Source organism: Methanosarcina sp. KYL-1, from assembly GCF_024372725.1.
Classification (GTDB): domain Archaea; phylum Halobacteriota; class Methanosarcinia; order Methanosarcinales; family Methanosarcinaceae; genus Methanosarcina.
This window is the reverse complement of the sequence record NZ_VOUA01000011.1, coordinates 68,016-87,441: the sequence shown is the minus strand read 5'-3', so window position 1 is coordinate 87,441 and position 19,426 is coordinate 68,016. Positions and strand designations below refer to the sequence as shown.

General features: G+C 49.9%; 16 protein-coding genes. 7 read left to right on the top strand and 9 right to left on the bottom strand.

Annotated elements, in window-relative coordinates; all coding sequences use genetic code 11:
* Nucleotides 1-413 precede the first annotated feature (413 nt).
* Complete coding sequence (locus tag FTO70_RS09545) at nt 414-992, top strand: hypothetical protein (protein ID WP_255335521.1); 579 nt, start codon at nt 414-416, stop codon at nt 990-992.
* A 141-nt stretch (nt 993-1,133) separates the two neighbouring features.
* Nucleotides 1,134-2,033, top strand: a complete 900-nt coding sequence (locus FTO70_RS09540; protein WP_255335520.1) for a HEAT repeat domain-containing protein — start codon at nt 1,134-1,136, stop codon at nt 2,031-2,033.
* 166 nt (nt 2,034-2,199) lie between these two features.
* On the opposite strand, the gene FTO70_RS09535 is transcribed toward FTO70_RS09540, so the two are convergent.
* A complete protein-coding gene (locus FTO70_RS09535) occupies nt 2,200-2,988 on the bottom strand; it encodes a winged helix-turn-helix domain-containing protein (protein ID WP_255335519.1) in 789 nt (262 codons plus the stop codon).
* A gap of 423 nt (nt 2,989-3,411) precedes the next feature.
* Here FTO70_RS09535 and FTO70_RS09530 point away from each other — a divergent pair, with 423 nt between their 5' ends.
* The 3 genes from FTO70_RS09530 (at nt 3,412) to FTO70_RS09520 (ending at nt 7,381) form a co-directional block, all read left to right on the top strand.
* On the top strand, nt 3,412-6,522 hold the full coding sequence (locus FTO70_RS09530) for a HEAT repeat domain-containing protein (protein ID WP_255335518.1): 3,111 nt from the start codon (nt 3,412-3,414) through the stop codon (nt 6,520-6,522).
* Between the two features lie 221 nt (nt 6,523-6,743).
* On the top strand, nt 6,744-7,049 hold the full coding sequence (locus FTO70_RS09525; RefSeq protein WP_255335517.1) for a hypothetical protein: 306 nt from the start codon (nt 6,744-6,746) through the stop codon (nt 7,047-7,049).
* Between the two features lie 146 nt (nt 7,050-7,195).
* Entirely contained in the window at nt 7,196-7,381 is a 186-nt protein-coding gene (locus tag FTO70_RS09520; RefSeq protein ID WP_255335516.1) for a hypothetical protein, read from the top strand.
* Nucleotides 7,382-7,741: 360 nt separating this feature from the next.
* Here FTO70_RS09520 and FTO70_RS09515 read toward each other — a convergent pair whose 3' ends face one another.
* The 6 genes from FTO70_RS09515 to FTO70_RS09490 form a co-directional block, all read right to left on the bottom strand.
* Nucleotides 7,742-9,133 carry an aspartate ammonia-lyase gene (locus FTO70_RS09515; RefSeq protein ID WP_255335515.1) on the bottom strand — a complete coding sequence of 464 codons (1,392 nt, stop codon included), beginning with the start codon at nt 9,131-9,133 and terminating at the stop codon, nt 7,742-7,744.
* A gap of 245 nt (nt 9,134-9,378) precedes the next feature.
* Nucleotides 9,379-10,146, bottom strand: a complete 768-nt coding sequence (locus FTO70_RS09510) for a succinate dehydrogenase/fumarate reductase iron-sulfur subunit (protein WP_255335514.1) — start codon at nt 10,144-10,146, stop codon at nt 9,379-9,381.
* 79 nt (nt 10,147-10,225) lie between these two features.
* Nucleotides 10,226-10,642 carry a hypothetical protein gene (locus FTO70_RS09505; protein WP_255335537.1) on the bottom strand — a complete coding sequence of 139 codons (417 nt, stop codon included), beginning with the start codon at nt 10,640-10,642 and terminating at the stop codon, nt 10,226-10,228.
* Between the two features lie 9 nt (nt 10,643-10,651).
* Nucleotides 10,652-12,064 carry an FAD-binding protein gene (locus FTO70_RS09500; protein WP_255335513.1) on the bottom strand — a complete coding sequence of 471 codons (1,413 nt, stop codon included), beginning with the start codon at nt 12,062-12,064 and terminating at the stop codon, nt 10,652-10,654.
* A gap of 207 nt (nt 12,065-12,271) precedes the next feature.
* The gene (locus tag FTO70_RS09495; RefSeq protein ID WP_255335512.1) at nt 12,272-13,906 is read right to left on the bottom strand and encodes an acetolactate synthase large subunit; all 1,635 of its coding nucleotides are present in this window, start codon (nt 13,904-13,906) and stop codon (nt 12,272-12,274) included.
* Between the two features lie 35 nt (nt 13,907-13,941).
* On the bottom strand, nt 13,942-15,306 hold the full coding sequence (locus FTO70_RS09490) for an NAD-dependent succinate-semialdehyde dehydrogenase (RefSeq protein ID WP_255335511.1): 1,365 nt from the start codon (nt 15,304-15,306) through the stop codon (nt 13,942-13,944).
* Between the two features lie 233 nt (nt 15,307-15,539).
* Here FTO70_RS09490 and FTO70_RS09485 point away from each other — a divergent pair, with 233 nt between their 5' ends.
* Entirely contained in the window at nt 15,540-16,616 is a 1,077-nt protein-coding gene (locus FTO70_RS09485) for a type I restriction endonuclease (RefSeq protein WP_255335510.1), read from the top strand.
* A 316-nt stretch (nt 16,617-16,932) separates the two neighbouring features.
* The gene (locus tag FTO70_RS09480) at nt 16,933-17,649 is read left to right on the top strand and encodes a uracil-DNA glycosylase family protein (RefSeq protein ID WP_255335509.1); all 717 of its coding nucleotides are present in this window, start codon (nt 16,933-16,935) and stop codon (nt 17,647-17,649) included.
* Nucleotides 17,650-18,088: 439 nt separating this feature from the next.
* On the opposite strand, the gene FTO70_RS09475 is transcribed toward FTO70_RS09480, so the two are convergent.
* Nucleotides 18,089-18,511 carry a DUF86 domain-containing protein gene (locus FTO70_RS09475; protein WP_255335508.1) on the bottom strand — a complete coding sequence of 141 codons (423 nt, stop codon included), beginning with the start codon at nt 18,509-18,511 and terminating at the stop codon, nt 18,089-18,091.
* Entirely contained in the window at nt 18,496-18,951 is a 456-nt protein-coding gene (locus FTO70_RS09470) for a nucleotidyltransferase domain-containing protein (protein WP_255335507.1), read from the bottom strand. The genes FTO70_RS09475 and FTO70_RS09470 overlap by 16 nt, the downstream gene beginning before the upstream one ends.
* Nucleotides 18,952-19,426: the final 475 nt, after the last annotated feature.

Below are 19,426 nucleotides of genomic sequence, written 5' to 3'. Positions count from 1 at the left end.
ATGATATAATACTTTCCGGCAAAGCCGGTATGCTGGCGTTGAGCGGCGAGTAAACCGGAAAAAAGAAGCGGAAAAGAAAAATTGCCACGGCCCTGGATTTCAACTCCTTTATTTTCTTTTCATGTTCCGGGAAAAGCCGTCCGCTTCGCTCAGCTCAGAGGCCGGTGAGAACGCCACTACCTGAAAAGCAATCCGAAAGACTCCGGCAGCAATACCTTTAATAAAAAGCCCTCTCAAATATGGATAAGGGAGTAAAAGGGGATACTGGATATTATCGGCGGGGACTTTTGATTTAACAGTCCGATGCACATGAAAAAATCACCCCGGGTTCAGGTGATCTGAACTGAAGAATTGGGGATACATCAATAATAAAAACCGACACAACCGCAATATTTTGAATGGGGAGGAGGGTATTGAAAGCTGTTGCAATCAGGTCGTGGCAGGGGGCAGAGGAGTTTTGCAACCGGATAAGGGCATGTTTGCTTTCCTTTGCTGCACTGGCAGGCCGGAAGATTGCAAAAATCCTTGACTTCTGCACTTTTCCGGAGTTCATGGACCTGTTATGGCAGGCCATTAAGTTCAATACCCGAAAGCTCACCCCAATAGAGGAACAGGAAGCAAGAAGCGTATTTGGGGACAGCATCAACTACCGGCAGGTGCGTATTGACGAATCCTCTCTAATTGCCCGCATAGGGGCAAGGATAGAGGGCAAATCAGGCATGGGTGTCACAACCTTCCACACAATCAACTTCAATCGGAAGATTTACCCCGCAGCAGGCAACCCGGACATGAAGTGGCTTATCCATGAGTTAACCCACGTCCTGCAAATGGAGCATGCAGGTTCGCAATACCTGGTAGAAGCAATTCATGCGCAAGCAACTGAAGGATATGGGTACACCCCGGGTGCAAAACCTCATTTTCGTGATTATAACCGCGAGCAGCAAGCTTCTATTGTTGCAGATTATTACATTAAACTCCGTTCAGGAAGTTAGACGGATGCTTATGACTCGTATATTGCGGAATTAAAAACCGGTTAGCTGTAGAGGTTGAGGAAAAATTGCCCCAGGAGAAAAAACCTGCTAAACTTACGCATATAAGCTGAAAAGTTGGACCGAAAAAGATGGTGGGAATCCTTGGCAGATCAGCTCGCAATACATGACAAAATTTTCAGCCCGGATTCGGATGAGAGGTTAGAGGCTGCAAAACAGCTGGAAACCTTTTTCGAGGATATTCCTGCCCGAAAACAGGCTTTCGAAGACCTTCTAAGGCTCTGTTCCGATGAAGACAAAACGGTCAGAGTAAAGGCAACAAATGCCCTTGAAACGGTTTTCCCGAAACTTTCGGATTCGGAAAAAGAAGAGGGCTGGAACGCCCTGCTTGAACTTATCCGGACTGAGGACCCGGAAATCTGGAAGGCTGCTGCCCTGGCCCTCGTTTTTGCATTCGGCTACGTGCCGGACAAAAGGGAGGCATGGTACTCTCTTCTCCGGCTGGCTGAAGATGAGAACAGGCATGTCAGGGAGCATGCAGTAGGAGCCCTAATCCTGCTTTTTCCGTCCATGCCGGACAAAGAAAAGGTCTGGGCTGATTTCACAGCCCTTGCCAGGAGCCTGTACGGGAACGTACGGGAACTGGCATCGGATGCCTTTATTTTGATATACCCTTACCTGGGAGACAGGGAAAAGATCTGGGAAAGCCTGAGAGACCTTGCAGGAACCCGGGATAACCATGTGAGGGACAGAGCCGGGGACATCATGGCCCTGATCTTCCACCAGCTCCCTGACCAAAAAAAAGCCATGCGGGACGTTGAAGCCCTGACCATGCAACAAAGCGGCTACATAGCCCGGCGGGCTGTAAAAGTTCTCGGAGACGACTACCCCCAGCTTTCCGAAGCCGAAAACCCGGCTGAAGAGCTTTACAGGCTTGCAGCGGAAAAGGCTCCGTATGCAAGGTGGAAGGCTGCAGGCAGCTCAGGAAAGGAGAAGGAGGCTTCCAGGAAAAAACGAGGCAGTTCTTTACAAGAGGAGGAATAAGAAAAAACCTGAGGGAACAAAATAACAAGCTGGAAAAAACTACTCCGGTTTAGACTTCAAATTCCGTTCTTTTCATATTTCAGAAAAAGCCGGCCTCCTTCATCGGCCGGGGAGAGCACCTGTACTTGAAAAGCAATACGAAAAAACCGGTCGGATTTCTATTCTTTCAGATTTCCGTTACTTCCCTGGACATACCCTGGTAGTACGTAAAGAGGTCTTCTCCCCACTGCAGGGCTTCGGGTTCGAAGCAGAGAATGTCATTGGCATGGTCGTAAGTCCCGTTGTTGTAGAAAAGGCCGAGGGAAAGGAAGCAGTTCGTAACTGCACTTGAAAGCAGCATTTCTTTTTCATACACATAGAGTTTGGTGTTATTCAGGCCCAGAAACGGCTCAAGTTCGGACCTGAATTCCGTCCTCATCCTTTCGAAAACAGACGCTGTGACTATAAGGGATACATCAGTCCCCCTCTCTGCAAAGGCCAGGAACATTTTAGGGTATAAGGGATGAATGAAGGGGGAGATGCCTTTTACGTAATCCGATTTTGCGATGTTTTCCACGAATTCCGTGTGAGGCGAGAACATGCTGCCCCCATCAAGGGGTCTTGCAAAGGTACTGCACTTCAGGTCACCGATTCTTTTTAAGAGATCGGGGGGGATGCCGTCAAGCCTGTGGCTCTCCCAGAAGTCATATTTACTTTCAAGAGCCTCTAAAGTATCGACCAGGCCCTGCATTTTATCAACAATCGCTTCCCCTATGAGGGTCAGCTCATACGCATTATTCTCCCGGCGCAGGAGATGCCTCCCTTTGAGCAATTTGATCTGCGGCTGAATGGAAATTGCAGTTGCATCAAGGACAGTTTTGATTTCTTCGAGGCTTTTTGGGCCATCCCTCAATAACAGAAGAATATCTTTCCTTTTTTTCGAAAAGAAAATCAAATCCAGATAGGAAGCTTCCATCCCGACCCCCACTTTTAGATGAGATTTTTCCCGCTTTTAATTGAGAGTTATCCCACTTTTAATTGAGAGTTATTATTTATTGAACAAACATTCCTCATTATTTATATCCATTACTAAATTATATCCTCAGGTCTTCAAGTCCTCCATAAATAGAACAATTTTCGTTCATTTTTGGAAAAGGCCGGCTCCTTCGTCGGCGGGGGAGAGCTCCGAGGCCTGAAAAAATCGAAAAAACTTGCCCCGGGATCTGGATAATTAAAACAAAAGCTGACATGCTAACCTGAAAAACTGACAGGCAAACTTAAAAAGCTGGCCTGCTAACTTAAAAGCTGCCCTGGAATCCAGAATCAATATATTTAAAAAGAAACCTGCTAACTGATATATAAGAACCAGAAGGGAATAGAGAACAGTTGGTGGGAATCCTTGACAGATCAGCTCGGCATACACGACAAAATATTTAGCACGGCCTCTGATGAGCGGATGAAGGCCGCAAAACAGCTGGGAGACCTTTTTGAGTCATTTCCTGACAGGAAACAGGCCTTTGAAGACCTTCTAAGCCTCTGTTCCGATAAAGACAACACGGTCAGGGAAGAAGCCATTAATTCCCTGATGACCGTTTTCCCGAATGTGCCGGACAGGGAGCTGGCCTGGGAAAGGTTCGTAAATCTTACAGCTTACCCTTCCGAACGTATAATGAGGGCTGCGGTCAAGGCCCTGATAACTGTTTTTCCCCTTATGCCCGACAAAAACAGGGCATGGAAGGACCTGGCCGAACTTGTAGGTTCGAAGTCCACCTTAGAAGACGTGAGCTGGGGGGTCGTCCGCTCGCTCCCTTATATTATCCCCCACGTGCCGGACAGGCAGCAGGCCTGGGCTGACCTGCTTGAGATGGCAGCTTCCGAAGATGGGTATGTCCGGGAAAAGGCGGCTTCCTTCCTGGGCATGGTTTTTCCTGAGCTTGGGGAAAATGAAAAGGATGCGGCCTGGAAAGAACTGCTCGGACTGGCCGGCTCGGGAGACGGCAACGTTAGAGAGCAGGCTGCAAGGGTTCTGGGAGCCGTTTTCCTTTGCGTGCCTGAGGACTGGAAAGATGATAAATGGAAGGACCTTATGGGGTTGGCAGCCTCGGGGAGCCCCGAAGTGCAAAAGGAAATCTTTCTTGCCCTGCCTTTGGCCTTTGCCTCTGCCCCGGACAGGAAAATTGCCTGGAACGACCTCATCCGGCTTACCCTGAATGAGAGCGGGAATGTAAGGAAGCAGGCCGCAGATATTCTTGTTTCCGTATTTCCACAGATGCAGGAAAGGGAAAAGGTCTGGGCAGACTTTCTCAGGCTTACGGGTGCAGGAGACGGGTATGTAAGGGATACGGCGGCTGATACGCTTGTCCAGGTATTTCCGGGCCTCGGAGACAAAGACAGGGTATGGGAACACCTCATCGAGCTTACTGAAGATGAAGACGAATACGTCCGGAGGAAAGCAGCTGACACACTCATCAAGGTTTTCCCGCATGTATCCGACAGGAGAAAAGCCTGCAAAGACCTGGTCCTCCTGACCGAAAAGAAAGAAAGTTACGTGCTCAGGAGAGTCATGAAGACTCTTGCTTCCGTTTATCCCCAGCTCTGCGAGGAAAAAGAATGGGAAGAAGGGGAGGAAGCTGAATGGGAGGAAGAAGCTGAATGGGAGGAAGAAGAAGCTGAAAGGGAAGAAGAAGCTGAATGGGAGGAAGAAGCAGAGGCAGAGAAAGAAAGAGAAACTGAAGTAATAGAAAAGAGAGAGGAAAAAAGAGGAGTAAAGAGAGAGGAAAAAGACAGAATTAAGGGGCTTTACGAACTTGCAGCCGAGAAGGCAGCCTGTGTACGAAGGGATGCAGCCCATTCCCTCGGGGCTGCCCTCCTAGGAGAGAAAGGAAAAACTGAGGAAGGACTGGCCCCTGAAAAAGAAGGGCTGACCCTTGAAAAAGAAGGGCTGACCCCTGAGAAAGAAAGGAAAAAACCGGCTTTGGACCTGCTCAGGCTTACGGCTGACAGGGACGGCTCTGTGAGGAAAGATGCGGCAGAATCCTTTGCAAGGGCATACCCCGGCCTGCAGGGCAAAAAGGAAATCGTAGCCGAACTTCTCCGCCTGAGTTCGGATTCCGACCCCCTGGTGAGGAGAGGCGCGGTCGAGTCCCTGCTCACCCTTTATTCCCGGAAATCAGGCAAAATGCAGGACATCTGGGGCGAACTTCTAAAAATAACAGAGCACGGGGACAGTGCTGTCAGAAAAGAGACATCTGAACTGCTGTCCCATGTGCTCCCGGGAGTTGAGGAAAAGTCCGGGGTCTTTTTCGACCTTGTCCGCCTGGCTTCCGGGCAGGACGCCCAGCTTCGGAAGAGGGCTGCAGAACTGCTCGGGCAGACATTTCCGCATGTTGAGGACAAACAGAAGGCCTGGGCCGAGCTTTTGAGGCTTGCCTTCTCCGAAGACAGGGAAGTACGGAGAGGGGCTGCTTCAGCCCTTGCAGAGGCATACCCCCTGGTCCCGGATAAGGGGGGAGCCTGGAAGGACCTGGTCCGGCTTTCAGGCCACAGCGACAGCTTTGTGCAGCGGGCTTCTGCCAGGGCCCTTACGCCTGCCTTTTTTCATGTGCCGGACAAGACCGGGGCCTGGAGGGACCTGCAGGTGCTTATCAATGACCCCTATATTTATGTCAGGAAGTACGCTATCCGCGCCCTGGCCCGGGCCTCCCTCTGGCGCGCGCTTAAGGCGGAAAACGAGGCTACGTATATTTTCGGGCTGAAGGAAGCTGCGGGCTATTTTAAAGAAGCAGCTGAAGTCCCCATCGAAGCCGATATCCCCGAATTCTATCGCCCCTTTTACGAGGCTTTCCTCTACATAATAGCCAGCGACATGCCTGCCAGGAAAGCCAGGATAGAGACCGAACGCTACCTTTCAAAAGCAGCGAACGAAGTAAGGAACCTGGAAGAAAACCGGAAACTGCTCGAAGCTATCGACCAGCTCGCACCCCTCCTCCGGGAAGCCGGAAACCTCAGCCCGGAAGACCTGCCTGCAAAAAAAGCCCTTCTTGAGACCTGCGTCCGGACTTTTGACCGGGCTTCGGGCCTTTTCGATAGCACCGAAGAAGAGGCAATTCTAGCAAAGAAAATCGTGAAGAAAGAGTACCCGAAACTCGGAAAGGTGCTCCTGGAAAAGAAGCTAAAAGAGACCATTTCAGGAATCAGGTACAAAGCAAGGATCACCTGCCTTAAATCAAAGGGGACCCCGGGCGAAAGCCTGGCATGCACGGTCAGCCGGAAAGTGGGAGAATGGAAACTCGAAGACCTTGAAAAAGACAGGAAAGAGCTGGACAGGCAGCTTGAGTCCCTGCTCAACGTCCTCCGGGGCAAAATCCCCTATGTGCCCGAAAACATGTACATCTTCGAGAAAATTGAAGATATCCGGCAGGAAGAAGACCTGCTTGAACGCTACAGGAAGGTGGCCAGGCTTCTCGGCCTGCTCCCCGGGGCAAGGATGCCTTCGAAGGGAATGAAATAAGTTGAAGGCAAATCCAGGGAAATCCGGAATCTAAGTCCCTCACCCCCTACACCCGAAAACCACCGGAAATCCGGAAAACTCAGGGAAGCCGAAAACCTCCAGACATCAGGATACATCTGGATACATCAGGATACATCAGGATACATCAGGACAGCCTGAAACACCGGAAAAAGGGCATCCTGGCCCTCAAATTTATATTTGATCCGGCCAATCCCTGTATTATGTACGGGGCAGAGATTGAAATTACAGACGAGGACTTCGAATTTGCAACGCCCCCGCTCTCCAGAAACTTCGTCCGCAGGACTTTTGAAAAATACGAACTCGAGTACATTGCCCACTTCGGAGGCGAGATGTTCTATGTCTCAAGGCAGGACTCCGAGCCCATGATACCCGTTTACGCCGACTCCCATTACCAAGCAGAAATCGAACTGATACTGGATTTCATGGCCCGGGAAAGGATCCGCAGGCTCAGGTATGAAAACGGGACCCTCTTCCGGTCTGCAGTCCCGGAACTTTCGCACGCCTGAACCAACCATAAGAAAAACGGGAGGCATACAGGGGCTTTTCGCAGAAACAAAGACCGGATCACCTTTTTTCTGTTGTTCTGGTTTTTTATAGTTTCGTTACAATATTAAAATTACAAGTTGTTTTTATAGCTAACAGGGGGTATTCAATGCTAAAACTATGGGAGTATGATTCTCGCAGAATCCACGCCGTGCACATGCCGCAGCAGATGAGCGACCTTGAAAGAATAGGAGACGAAGGCTGGGAACTTGTTTTGATCAAGGACGACCTTGATGAGGATGGAACAGCGACTGCGATTTTCAAGAGGGAGAAAAAGTACGCAGCCGAAGAATAAAAATAAATTTAGATATATTTTTTTTAAACATGTAAGTGCATTTGAAGTACAATTTTTCCCGGCTAATTTTTTATTTTTTAAAAGTGAAATTCTTCCTGCCCGTTTTTAAGAGAGGTTCAGGAAAAAAGGGAAAAAAATAACTCTGCAAATAATGAGATATTCGGTCCCGATAAGGCAACTGCTTTTCGATTAGTGTTACAGAGTTCCTCCGCCAGTTTGCCTGGAGGCGCCTTCCAAAAAGAAATGAAAAACAAACACAAAAAAGAATATTTTACAGGCTGTATTTGTTCTGCTTTGTTCGCATCCGTACCGATTTTTCAGTCCCTTTTACGGGCCAGAAGGACGAAAAAAGCCTCGATCTCAATCTTTTTTTAATAAGTTCTCAATTTTAAGCAGTTCATCCGCTTCTTCCTTGCTCAAAACCCCTTCCATAACCGCAACTTCCGCAACAGGCACCTTCTTTTCCAGGGCCTCCTTAGCAAGCTCTGCCGCCTTCAAATACCCTATCTTCGGCGTCAGGAACGTCACAAGTATCGGGTTAAGTTCAAGGTAGGCCCTGCACCGGTCCTCATGCACCCTGATCCCTTCGATGCAGCTTTTCTGAAAAACAGGGAGGTAGTTTGTGAGCAGTGAAACTGACATAAGAATGTTAAAGGTTATCACGGGGGTCATGACATTGAGCTCTAACTGCCCGGCCTGCGATGCAAGAGCCACGGTTGTGTCATTGCCAATTATCTGGAACCCTATCATGTCCAGGCACTCCGCCATAACCGGGTTGTATTTCCCGGGCATGATTGACGAGCCCGGCTGTACCTGAGGAAGTTCGATTTCCGAAATCCCGGTCGTTGGACCTGCATTCAGGAGCCTGAGGTCGTTTGCAATCCTGATGAGTTCGATGCCAAGTTCCCTGAGGGCTCCGGAAAAGGCTGCAAGCTGGGCCCGGCTCTGCAGGGCTTCGAAACTGTCAGATGCAGGCCGGAAGGGCAGGGAGCAGAGCTCGGAGATTTTTGCAACCACAGCTTTTCGGTACCCTGGAGGCGTGTTTGCCCCGGTGCCCGTAGCTGTCCCCCCCACGGCAATTTCCAGGAGGTCTTCCCTGCGTTCTTTTATGCGGCCTGCAGCCCTCTGGAGGGCAGAAGCATAGGCATTGAATTCGGCTCCGAGGGTCACAGGAACTGCATCCATTAAGTGCGTCCTTCCGGATTTCGGGATTCCGGCAAACTCCTCTCCCTTCAGGCGGAAAGCCCCTGCAAGCCCGTAGAGCACACCGGCCAGTTTGTCTGCGGCGAATATGATTGCGATGTGAGAAGCGGTAGGGAAGGTATCGTTTGTGGACTGGGACATATTAACGTGGTCGTTAGGGCTCAGGTAAGCATAATCCCCTCTTTTCCTGCCCAGGATCTCAAGCGCCCTGTTTGCCAGGACCTCGTTCGTGTTCATGTTAAAAGAAGTCCCTGCCCCTGCCTGAAAGACATCTACCGGAAACTGGCTCGAATATTCTGCCTCAAGACAGGCCAGAATCTCGTCGGCTGCCTGCACGATTGCCTCTCCCCTTTCCCGGTCAAGCACCCCGAGTTCCATATTGGTAAAAGCAGCGGCTTTTTTTACGATCAAATACGCCCGGATGAATCCCGGATTTTCCTTTCTCCCACTCACCGGAAAATTTCTCAATGCCCGGCAAGTCTGAACCCCGTAGTAGGCTTCTTCCGGGACTTCAAACTGGCCCATAGAGTCCTTTTCGATTCGATACATAGCCATCCCCCTGAAAAAAATTATTGACGTCCCTTATCTGACCTCTTTATTTTTCGTCACTCTTTTTTGTTCCTATTTTCTTATTTTCGATTTTCGTATCGTTTATCATTGTTTCCGTCTTTCATTCCATCTTTCATTCCATCTTTCATTCCATCTTTCATTCCATCTTTCATTCCATCTTTCATTCCATCTTTCTTTACGTCATTGCTTCCGTCATTGCTTCCGTCATTGTTTAAGTCAAAGGGTCACTTTGGCTCCTTTCCAAGCTTCTGGATTTCCTTCCTGGCTTTGCCGATCCCCAGAATGGGGGGTACGCCTTTCGGGCAGACAGCTTTACAGTTGGCATTGAACTCGCAGCCCCACCAGCCGCTTTTGTCGTTGGCAAGCAGGAGCCTGGAGTCGTCTTCAGCCTCACGGGGATCGATATGGAAACGATAGAGCTTGGCAAGGGCTGCAGGCCCCAGGAATTCTTCCTCCTTTCCCGAAATCGGGCAGGACCCCACACAGGAGGCGCAAAGCACGCAGTTAGTGTACTGTTCAAGCTCTGAAACGGCTTTGGGATCCATCAGCCTTTCTTTTTCAGGAGCTTCGGAAGCCGGCTTGAAGGTGGGCTCGACTGCCCGGTAGAACTCAAAGAATTTATCCATGTCCACGACCAGGTCCTTTATCTTCACCAGGTTCGGGAGAGATTCCACGAGCACCTCTTCTTTCGGGTCCCACGAAACCGTCTCTTCCATCCCCGGAAAATGCCTGAGCTTTACCTGCCCTTCACCCCCGGGCAGGGACTCGACCCGGGTCCTGCAGGCAAGCCTGGGCACCTTGTTTATCAGCACCCCGCAGCTCCCGCAGACCGCACCCCTGCAGGAATAACGAAAAGCCAGGGAATCGTCCATTTCTTCCTGGATTTTGAAGAGGGCGGAAAGCACGGTCATCCCGGGCGAGGGGTCGAGCTCGAAGGTGTCGTAGCGAGAGTCCCCGCTTTCCCTGTCGTAACGAAACACTTTCAGCTTCATCAGTACACACGCCCCATCAGTACACACCCTCCATCAGTACACCCTCCGTCAGCATACCCCCCCATCGACTCAAACTTCATCAGTATGCACGCTCCTTTACCGGGAATTTCCCAAGCCTCACAGGCAGGTATTCGAGCACAGGTTTTCCTCCAGGCTTTCCTTCGGCCCCCGGACCTTCCAGACGGTAAATCGTATGGACAAGGAAGTTTTCGTCGTCCCGGTCAGAGTAATCGGTCCGGGCATGGGAACCCCGGCTCTCTTTTCGGGCAATTGCGCCCCTTGCTACGGCTTCTGCTATATCGAAGAGCCCTCCAAGTTCAAGGGCATAGCTGAGAGCCTGGTTGAAAACAGCGGACTTGTTGTCGATGTAAACCTCGGGGTAGCGGGCTTTGAGCTCCAGGAGTTTTTCCAGCCCCTCTTCCATTTTCTTTCCTTCCCGGAAGACCCCGAAATACTCAAACATCAGCTTCTTCAGCTCGTCCCTGAGCCCGTGCATTTTCACGCCCTAATCCCTGGCAAGCAGCTGATTTATCCGCCCGGAATCTTCGGAGAGCTTATCCAGGACTGCTATTTTGTCCCCAACTTTGTTATCTTCAGCTTTTTTGTCCCCGGCCCGGACCCGTGCCCCGGAAGAGGAAAAGTAAAAGGCCCTCGAGATCTCCTGCCCCGCAATTTTCCCGAAGACCACGGTTTCGAGGAGGGAATTGCCCCCCAGCCGGTTTGCCCCGTGCACGCTTACGCAGGAACATTCTCCTGCAGCATAGAGCCCGGGAAGTTCGGTTGCAAGGTTGTTTCCGACGGCGATTCCTCCCATGGAATAGTGCTGGCCCGGCTGCACGGGAATAGGGGCCTCGATCGGGTCAACGCCTGCAAAGTCCAGGGAGATCAGGCGGATCCCGGGCAGGCGTTCCATTATCTTATCTTTTCCCAGGTGCCTGAGGTCGAGGAGGACATACTTATCGTCAAAACCCCGGCCTTCGTCTATTTCCTGCTGGATCGAGCGGGCTACGATGTCCCTTGGGGCCAGTTCCATGGACTTCGGGGCGTACTTTTCCATGAAGCGCTCATTTTTGTTGTTCAGGAGATAGCCGCCCTCCCCCCTTGCCCCTTCGGTGATCAGGATGTTCGTCCCGTAAAGGGTGGTCGGGTGGAACTGCACGAATTCCATGTCCTTTAAGGGCACCCCGGCCCGGAGCGCCAGGGAAGCCCCGTCCCCGGTGTTGATCAGGGCGTTTGTGGAGCGGGTAAAGAGCCGCCCGAAACCCCCGGTTGCCAGGAGCAGAGCCCGGCAGGAAAAGCCGTGCAGGGTCCGGTCTGCGAGGTTTATGCAGGTGCAGCCCACGCACCTTTCGTTCCTCCCCGAGCCGTTTTCAGCTGCAGGGTCCCCGGCTTTCACGAGGGATGTTACGAAAAATTCCTCGTAAAAAGTTATCCTGCCGCTTTTTTCCCTGCCCACGAGCTGTTCGTAGAGCGTGTGCAGGATGTTGTGCCCGGTCCGGTCTGCCGCGTAACAGGTCCGGGGGAACATCACGCCCCCGAAAGGCCGCTGGGCAATCTTTCCATCGGGGAAGCGCGAAAAAACGGTCCCGAAATGCTCGAGCTCGATTACGGCTCCGGGTGCGTTTTTGCACATCAGCTCCACGGCATCCTGGTCTGCAAGGTAGTCCGAACCTTTGACCGTGTCAAAGGCGTGGTCTTCCCAGGAGTCCCCGGCCTGTGCATTCCCGAGAGCTGCATTCATCCCTCCCTGGGCTGCAACCGAGTGCGAGCGGAGCGGGTGCACCTTGGAGATGACGGCGGTGTCAAGCCCGGCGTCAACCGTTTCGATGGCGGCCCGAAGCCCGGTCAGCCCGGCCCCGATTATGAGGACGTCGTGGGTATGGATAGGGTATCCTGGTTCTGTTTCTTCTCCCCCCAATTATTTTCCCCCGAAGTTTGATTTCTCAGACTTAATTTCGGATTTTATTTCGGATTTTATTCCTGGATTTGGTTTATCGGATTTGATTCCTGGATTTGGTTTATCGGATTTGATTCCTGGATTTGGTTTATCGGATTTGAGTTCTCGAATTGGATTTCTCGGATCTGGTTTTGGGATAATCAGCCTAAGTAAAAAAGTGCCAGGAGCTCAGATCTGGCAGACAAGGTTTCCGAGCTCGATTGAAAAGGTCTCGTAGTTTACGGAATAGTCAATCGGGCACTCGACGACCGCCACTTTGTTGAGGGCAAAGGCTTTTTCCAGGACTTCGGCAAGGTCGTCTCCTTCTTCGACCCTGAAGCCTGCAGCCCCGAAACTTTCGGCAAAGCGGGCAAAGTCCGGGTTCCCGCAGTCAAGGGCAAAGTCCTCAAAGTGCATTTTCTTCTGCTTCCATTTGATGAAGCCAAAGGCGTTGTCGTTCAGGACCAGGACGACGATTGGGATCTTATAGCGGATTGCGGTCTCAAGTTCCTGGCAGTTCATCATGAAGCCCCCGTCCCCGCAGATTGCAAGCACCCGGCGTTCGGGATGGAGGAGTTTTGCGGCTATCCCTGCAGGCAGGCCTGCTCCCATGGTGGCAAGGGCGTTGTCCAAGAGCACTGTGTTAGGGGCATAGGTCTTGTAGAGGCGGGAGAACCAGAGCTTGTAGATCCCGTTGTCCAGGGTTATGATGTCTTTTCTCCCGAGCACCTCCCGGACGCTCCGGACAACCGCATGGGGCAGGGGCGGATAGCTTATCCCGACAGGGGCATTGATTTTTTCCTCGATGAATGCCCTTGTTGCTTTAAAAATGGGAAACTCCCGTTTTCCCGGGATCTGTGAGGCAATTTCCCGGATCGAGGACGCGATGTCCCCTATGACTTCCCGGTCCGGGTTGAAGTACCTGTCAGGCACGGACTCCACGAAATCGATGTTGATGATCTTCTTGTCCAGGTTTTTGTTCCAGAGGTAGGGGGGATACTCCACTACGTCGTAGCCCACGGTAATGATCAGGTCCGCCTCGTCAATCCCGCAGTTCACGTAGTCGTGGGTGTGGATCCCCGTGGCAAAGAGGCTGCACTCGCAGTCGTCCGGGACGACTCCCTTCCCCATCTGGGTGTGCACAAGGTAGATCCCGGTCTTTGCGGCGAAAAATTCAAGCTCTTCAGTGACCGCTTTCCGGTTTGCCCCGGAAGAGACGATGATCAGGGGGTTTTTTGCCTCACAGATCATGGCTGCAGCCTGTTCCACAGCCCCGGGGTCAGGCTGCGGGATTTTGATCCTGCTTCTTTTCTGTACCTTAGCCCCGGTCTCATCTTCGGCCACATCCTCAGGGAGCTCGATGTGGACCGCTCCAGGCCTTTCAGCCTCCGCATGCTTGAAAGCGTTCCGGATCACGGTTGGGATCATCCCCGGATCCGTTATTGACACAGCCTTTTTACAGAGCGGCTCCATCATCCGGACCACGTCCACGAGCTGGAACCTGGCCTGCCAGTTGTCGGTAAGGGCCTTCTGCCCGGAAATCGAGATGAAGGGAGCCCCGATCAGCTGCGCCTGGGCAACCCCGGTGACAAGGTTGGTAGCCCCCGGCCCGAGGGTTGAAAAACAGACCCCGGCTTTTCCTGCCAGCCTCCCGTAAGCCGCAGCCATGAAAGCCGCTGCCTGTTCATGCCTGGTGATAATCACCCTGATCTTCGATTTCCTCAGGGACTCCAGGAAATCCAGGTTTTCCTCCCCCGGGAGCCCGAAAATATACTCCACACCCTCTTCTTCAAGCTGGGCCACAAAAAGATCCGAAGCTTTCATAAAAAACACCCAAAGTTTTTTTCTTTACTTTTTCTTTATTTATTAACCACGACAGTTTTGATATTTACGAACTCTTTTAACCCGTAGTGGGAAAGTTCCCTCCCGACCCCGGACTTCTTGACCCCGCCGAAAGGCAGCCTCGGGTCGGACTTTGCCATCCCGTTAATAGCCACAAGCCCGGACCTGATCCTCTTTGCAAGCCGCTCGGCCCTTTCGGGGTCCCCTGACCAGACGGCAGCCCCCAGCCCGAACTCGGTGGAGTTTGCAACCTCCACGGCTTCGTCCTCGTCCTTGACCGTAATCACCGGAGCAATCGGCCCGAAGATTTCCAGGCTGCAGACCTTCATGTCGGTGCTGGCAGCCGGGACAAGTGCAGGCTTAAAGAAGAAACCCTTTTCATGTTCGGCTGCGTGCACCTTCGGTTCAGCCCCTTTCTTTTCCGCGTCCTTCAGGACCTTTTCAAGCTCCCCGACAAATTCCTTTTTCGCCATGGGTCCGATGTCGGTCTCCGGGTCCATGGGGTCCCCGACCTTGAGCTGCTGCATGTATTTATCGAATTTTTCGGTAAATTCCACGACCACATCTTCCATGACGATAAACCGCTTTGCAGCTATACAGCTCTGCCCTGAATTGATAAAGCGCGCCTTTACCGCCATCCGTGCCGCCGCGTCCACATCCGCGTCCTCAAGCACGATGAAGGGGTCCGACCCCCCGAGTTCCAGCACAAGCGGCTTGATCTTCTTCCCGGCAAGCTCCCCGACTGCAGACCCGGCTGCAACGCTCCCGGTAAGCGAGACCCCGTCCACCAGGTCCTCGTCAATGATTTTCATCGCGGTCTTCGAGTCGATCAGGAGCACCTTGAACACATTCTCAGGCAGCCCCGCCTCCAGAAAGACCTTCAGGATCTCCAGTGCAGACCCCGGCACGTTTGAAGCATGTTTGAGCAAACAAACGTTTCCCGCAGCCAGCGCCGGCACCGCAAAGCGGAAGACCTGCCAGAACGGGAAGTTCCAGGGCATAATCCCGAAAATGACCCCCAGGGGCTCGAAGGTGATGTAGCTCTTCCCAGCCTCCGTTTCCACCGGCTCGTCCTTCAAAAACTCCGCTGCATGCTCCGCATAATAGTCGCAGCCCTTTGCACACTTCTCGACCTCAGCCAGGGCTCCCCTTATCGGCTTTCCCATCTCCTTCGTTATGACCTCGGCATACACCGGCTTGTTCTGCCTGAGCACGTGGGCAGCCCGGGCAATGTACATGGCTCTTTCCTCAACGGACAGGGCACTCCAGCCGGGAAAAGCAGCCCTCGACAGTTCTATTTGCTGCTCACAGTCTTTGAAAGAAAGAGCATCGTAGGTCCAGTTGAGTTCTTCAGTATAAGGATTAACGGATTTGAGTTTCACAGCATTCCCCCCTGTTAGTAATTAGGGGGTTTTTGGGTATTATAAGTTGGGGGAGAAGGGATAGAAAATATAGAAGAGTCTTTTTCTTTAAAAAGGAAAAAAGACATTGGATAGAAGAATTATAAAACAAAATTTCAAAGTACTAAAGTTTAAATAAATAGATGAAAATGTGTAGAAGTAGAGAAAAAAATAATTTAAACTCTTAACAAGTCAGATCTTATGAAGGAGTCAAGATGGATTTCATTGATCAAATTCAAGAATTGGCAGCAAGAATCCCGAAGCTACGAGAAAACATAAAAACCGAAGAAGCTACGAAAAACGCCCTTGTAATGCCCCTGATAAATATACTGGGATACAACGTTTTTGATCCGACAGAAGTAGTTCCTGAATATACCGCCGACTTCGGGACTAAAAAAGGGGAAAAAGTCGACTATGCTGTTTTCAAGGAGGGAAAACCTGTCATATTGATCGAATGTAAAAATATTGATGCTGACCTGGATAGAGAGCATGCTTCCCAATTATTCAGATATTTCAGTGTAACCGAAGCAAAAATAGGAATCCTGACTAACGGAATTGTTTATCGCTTTTTTACCGACCTTGATTCCCCCAACAAAATGGATGATAAGTCCTTCCTTGAGATCAATTTGCTGGACATTAAAGAGCCGTTAATAAATGAACTTAAAAGATTCAAGAAAGAATCTTTCGATATTGATGATCTGGCTCCTGTGGCCTGTGAATTGAAATACACAAGGGAGATAAAGTTAATTCTTGCAAGAGAGATCAATTCGCCCTCTGAAGATTTCGTGAAATATTTTGCAAAACAAGTTCATAACGTGCCTTTCACTCAGAACGTCCGTGAAAAGTTTACGGGAATCACGAAGAATGCACTCAGCCAGTTTATAAACGAAAAAATCAACGAAAGATTGAAATTTGCTATGTCTAAAGAGCCTTCCGAGTCCCTCATAGAGAAAAACGATGGAAAGGAAATTACCGAGGTTGCAGAAGAATCAAATGAAGGTATCGTAACAACTGAAGAGGAAGTAGAGGGATACCATATCATAAAATCAATCCTGCGTGCAAGCATTGATCCGAAAAGAATAGTCATGAGAGACAAAAAGAATTATTGCGGGATATTGCTTGATAACAACAACAGAAAACCAATCTGCAGGTTGCACTTTAACACCAAGCAGAAATACCTAGAATTGTTCCTCGGTGATGATAGAAAAGCTGAAAAGGCTCCAATAAGTGAGTTGAACGAGATATACAATTATTCAAATCAGTTGATAGCTACCGTAAATAGCTATGAGTAAATTTCCTAAATTTAGAACTAGAGAATTACGACTTGTACAATTCGATCTTAAACCGGAACCCCTTGTAATTTGTGAGAATTTGATAGGTTACATTCAAAGTGAGACGTAATGATCTATCCTAAAGCCTGGTTCCGATCCAAGTTCCAGAATCAAGACGAAGACCCCCGGTCATGTAGTGACCGGCTTTTTCTTAAATAAAACATAAAAATAGAACACAAAAAACCAACCTTATTCGGGATAAAGCTAAAAAATTTACATTTCAAAAAATATAGTGATACATCTCAACTCACCCCTCCGCCAAAAAGAAGGCCATAAAATGCACCCGATTGCAGAAGAAATCCGAAACTGTAACAGAAAATGCTTCGTAAACCTGTATCAGGACACCGTATACGCCAATAAAACCTGGCTGAAAACTGAAATCGACTGCATAAAGCCGCTGGTTTACGGCCCTGAAAACCCCAGGGTACTTCTCATCAGCCAGGCACCCTCGCTCCAGGCCTGGTTAAACGGCAAAACAAGCGATTCTCCGGATGGGGGACTCGTAAGTGCGGAGAACAACTTTCTGGTTAATGATTTACTGCCTGCTTTCGGCCTCTCGGGAAAAGACCTGGATCTTTTCAGGAAGAATGTCTTCTGGGCCCATACCTGCAACTGTTACCCCTGGTACAGGGAATCCACAAACATAAAATCGGGTAAAATAACCAGGCAGGACAGGTTGCCGGGTAACAAACAAATTGAGAACTGCCTGAGCCGGTGGATAGACAGCCTGACCCGGATCGATTCCTTAAACGCAATCGTTTTGATGGGAGAGCCTGCAGCACGTTTATTCCCGCAGCTAAAAGAAGGCCCGGAGAAATTCACGGACCTGGTCCGGAAAATGGAGGTCAGGAACGACATCATAGAGGGAATCGAGATCCTGCCGATATATCACCAGTCGAAAAAGAACCGTACATTCAATGACCCGGTTGACAGGGCGGTAAACAACGAGTTGAAGTTGCTTTTGAAAAATAAGTTCGCCGGCTGGATCGAATAAGTCCGATGTGCGTATGGTGGAAGCTTCGCAGTAAGGGTGAAGTTGTGGGGGGAGATTCAAGCTCTTTTCTGCTTCTTTTTTCCTGCTGAGGGATAAATCGAACGCAATCAGCTTCGGTCAGGTAGGTTTTGAAGAGGTTCGGAGGGGAAGGATGTATGGGGTTCTATTTTGAGGGTGGATTTGACGTTGCTCCGGGGAAGTGCATGGAGGCGCCCCGCCACAGGCGAAAAATAAAAAATGAGACTTGAAAATATCAGCCCGCTTGAGCGAACGAAGTACTTGAAAATATAAAGGAATCCATCCAGCTGGTGCTTGAGTAACGAGAGAAAAGGCTCAGGTACCTGGAGAGATTGCAAAGGTGGAAGTATCCGGTGGCTAAACTTCCCCCCATCTCCGGAAAAAAGAGCATCCTCAAGCAAGCCAATGTTACAACAGCAACTCAACCCTCTTTCCTGGCCAGATATATGGCAATGTATTCCAGGAAGAGTTCCATATCATTAACACCGTTTTGCAGGTTGTCATAAAGCCTGTCGAGGTCTACCTTTGCATACATGTGGACGAGCACGTTCCTGAAACCCGCAGAAGGTTCGATTTTTCTGGCAAAGGTTTCGGGCAGGACCCCGTTTTCTCCCAGGGTGCGGAATATTTCTTTGTAAGAATCAGGACGCTTTATTCTCTCCATTGAAATAATCATCTCACCGATGTCCAGCATGCACTCAAGGGCAATCTGCATGTACCTTTCGACCGCTCCTCTCAGGACGTAGTCGTTAGCCAGTTCTTCAAGGCTGTGCTGCTGGAGTTCCCGCAAATTATTTACGTACTCTTCAAGCATTTCAAGCTTGTCAATTATTTCCTGTCCCATCTGAACCTGCCCTTTGCCATTCTTTCAAGCGTCATTTTCATGTGCCTTTTAACGTAATAATCATGGTCCAGGTACTTCGACATGACCCTGGTTTCGAACAAAACCCTTTTTCGTTCATCGGATTTCAAAATAATTCCATCACGGATAATGTTGTAGGTGAGGAGCAGGGGGGACTCGTTGAGGACCACGAGGTCTATATTGTTAGTTTTAAGAAGAATTCCCAGTTCCCCGATGAGCTCCAGCTGAAGGTCAAAAGCTTCCTTTTTTGAAACGGAATCGTCAAAAAGCACAGCTATGTCAATATCGCTTAATCCGTTAGCCTCTCCCCGGACGGTTGAGCCGAAAAGGTAGGCAACCGTAACACTATCCACGCCGGAGAAAAATTCACTCAGCTTATTTTCAAGCTCCTTGAGGTCGTATTGTGGTGTAGCGGAAAGCATAACAAATCTCCGGTTTTAGTCCGCTTGAGCGAGCAGAGCGAGCGAAACGGACCTCGTGCTGTTGCACTTGCAGTGCAACTCCCAGTAAATCTTCGATTTACTGTGATCCCGAAGCGAAACTCGGGGTAGGCAACCGTAACACTATCCACGCCGGAGAAAAATTCACTCAGCTTATGTTCATTATGTTCAAGCTCTTTGAGGTCTGATTGCAGAGTAGTGGAAAGCATGTCACCAATAGCATAGAGATAATTGCGTAGATTTAATCGCTTATAATTGATTGCTCAAGAAATTATGCTTACTTCTGTTTATAACTTATTGCAAGCTTTACGATATTTCCCGCCCTTTCAGGGGATTTTGGGCATTATGAGTAACAAAGTTACGGCCACTATTGTCGCATCAATTCACATAGATTCACCAGGAAAAACTATTAAGTACACCTGAAGATACTAACTTTGTTAGTAACAAATTTATTAGT

What these genes read in the sequence shown, in the direction of transcription:
- FTO70_RS09505 (WP_255335537.1), bottom strand. Translation starts at nt 10,642, where the DNA reads ATGCACGGGCTCAGGGACGAGCTGAAGAAGCTGATGTTTGAGTATTTC.
- FTO70_RS09515 (WP_255335515.1), bottom strand. Translation starts at nt 9,133, where the DNA reads ATGTATCGAATCGAAAAGGACTCTATGGGCCAGTTTGAAGTCCCGGAA.
- FTO70_RS09475 (WP_255335508.1), bottom strand. Translation starts at nt 18,511, where the DNA reads ATGGGACAGGAAATAATTGACAAGCTTGAAATGCTTGAAGAGTACGTA.
- FTO70_RS09480 (WP_255335509.1), top strand. Translation starts at nt 16,933, where the DNA reads ATGCACCCGATTGCAGAAGAAATCCGAAACTGTAACAGAAAATGCTTC.
- FTO70_RS09510 (WP_255335514.1), bottom strand. Translation starts at nt 10,146, where the DNA reads ATGAAGCTGAAAGTGTTTCGTTACGACAGGGAAAGCGGGGACTCTCGC.
- FTO70_RS09535 (WP_255335519.1), bottom strand. Translation starts at nt 2,988, where the DNA reads ATGGAAGCTTCCTATCTGGATTTGATTTTCTTTTCGAAAAAAAGGAAA.
- FTO70_RS09525 (WP_255335517.1), top strand. Translation starts at nt 6,744, where the DNA reads ATGTACGGGGCAGAGATTGAAATTACAGACGAGGACTTCGAATTTGCA.
- FTO70_RS09470 (WP_255335507.1), bottom strand. Translation starts at nt 18,951, where the DNA reads ATGCTTTCCGCTACACCACAATACGACCTCAAGGAGCTTGAAAATAAG.
- FTO70_RS09520 (WP_255335516.1), top strand. Translation starts at nt 7,196, where the DNA reads ATGCTAAAACTATGGGAGTATGATTCTCGCAGAATCCACGCCGTGCAC.
- FTO70_RS09495 (WP_255335512.1), bottom strand. Translation starts at nt 13,906, where the DNA reads ATGAAAGCTTCGGATCTTTTTGTGGCCCAGCTTGAAGAAGAGGGTGTG.
- FTO70_RS09485 (WP_255335510.1), top strand. Translation starts at nt 15,540, where the DNA reads ATGGATTTCATTGATCAAATTCAAGAATTGGCAGCAAGAATCCCGAAG.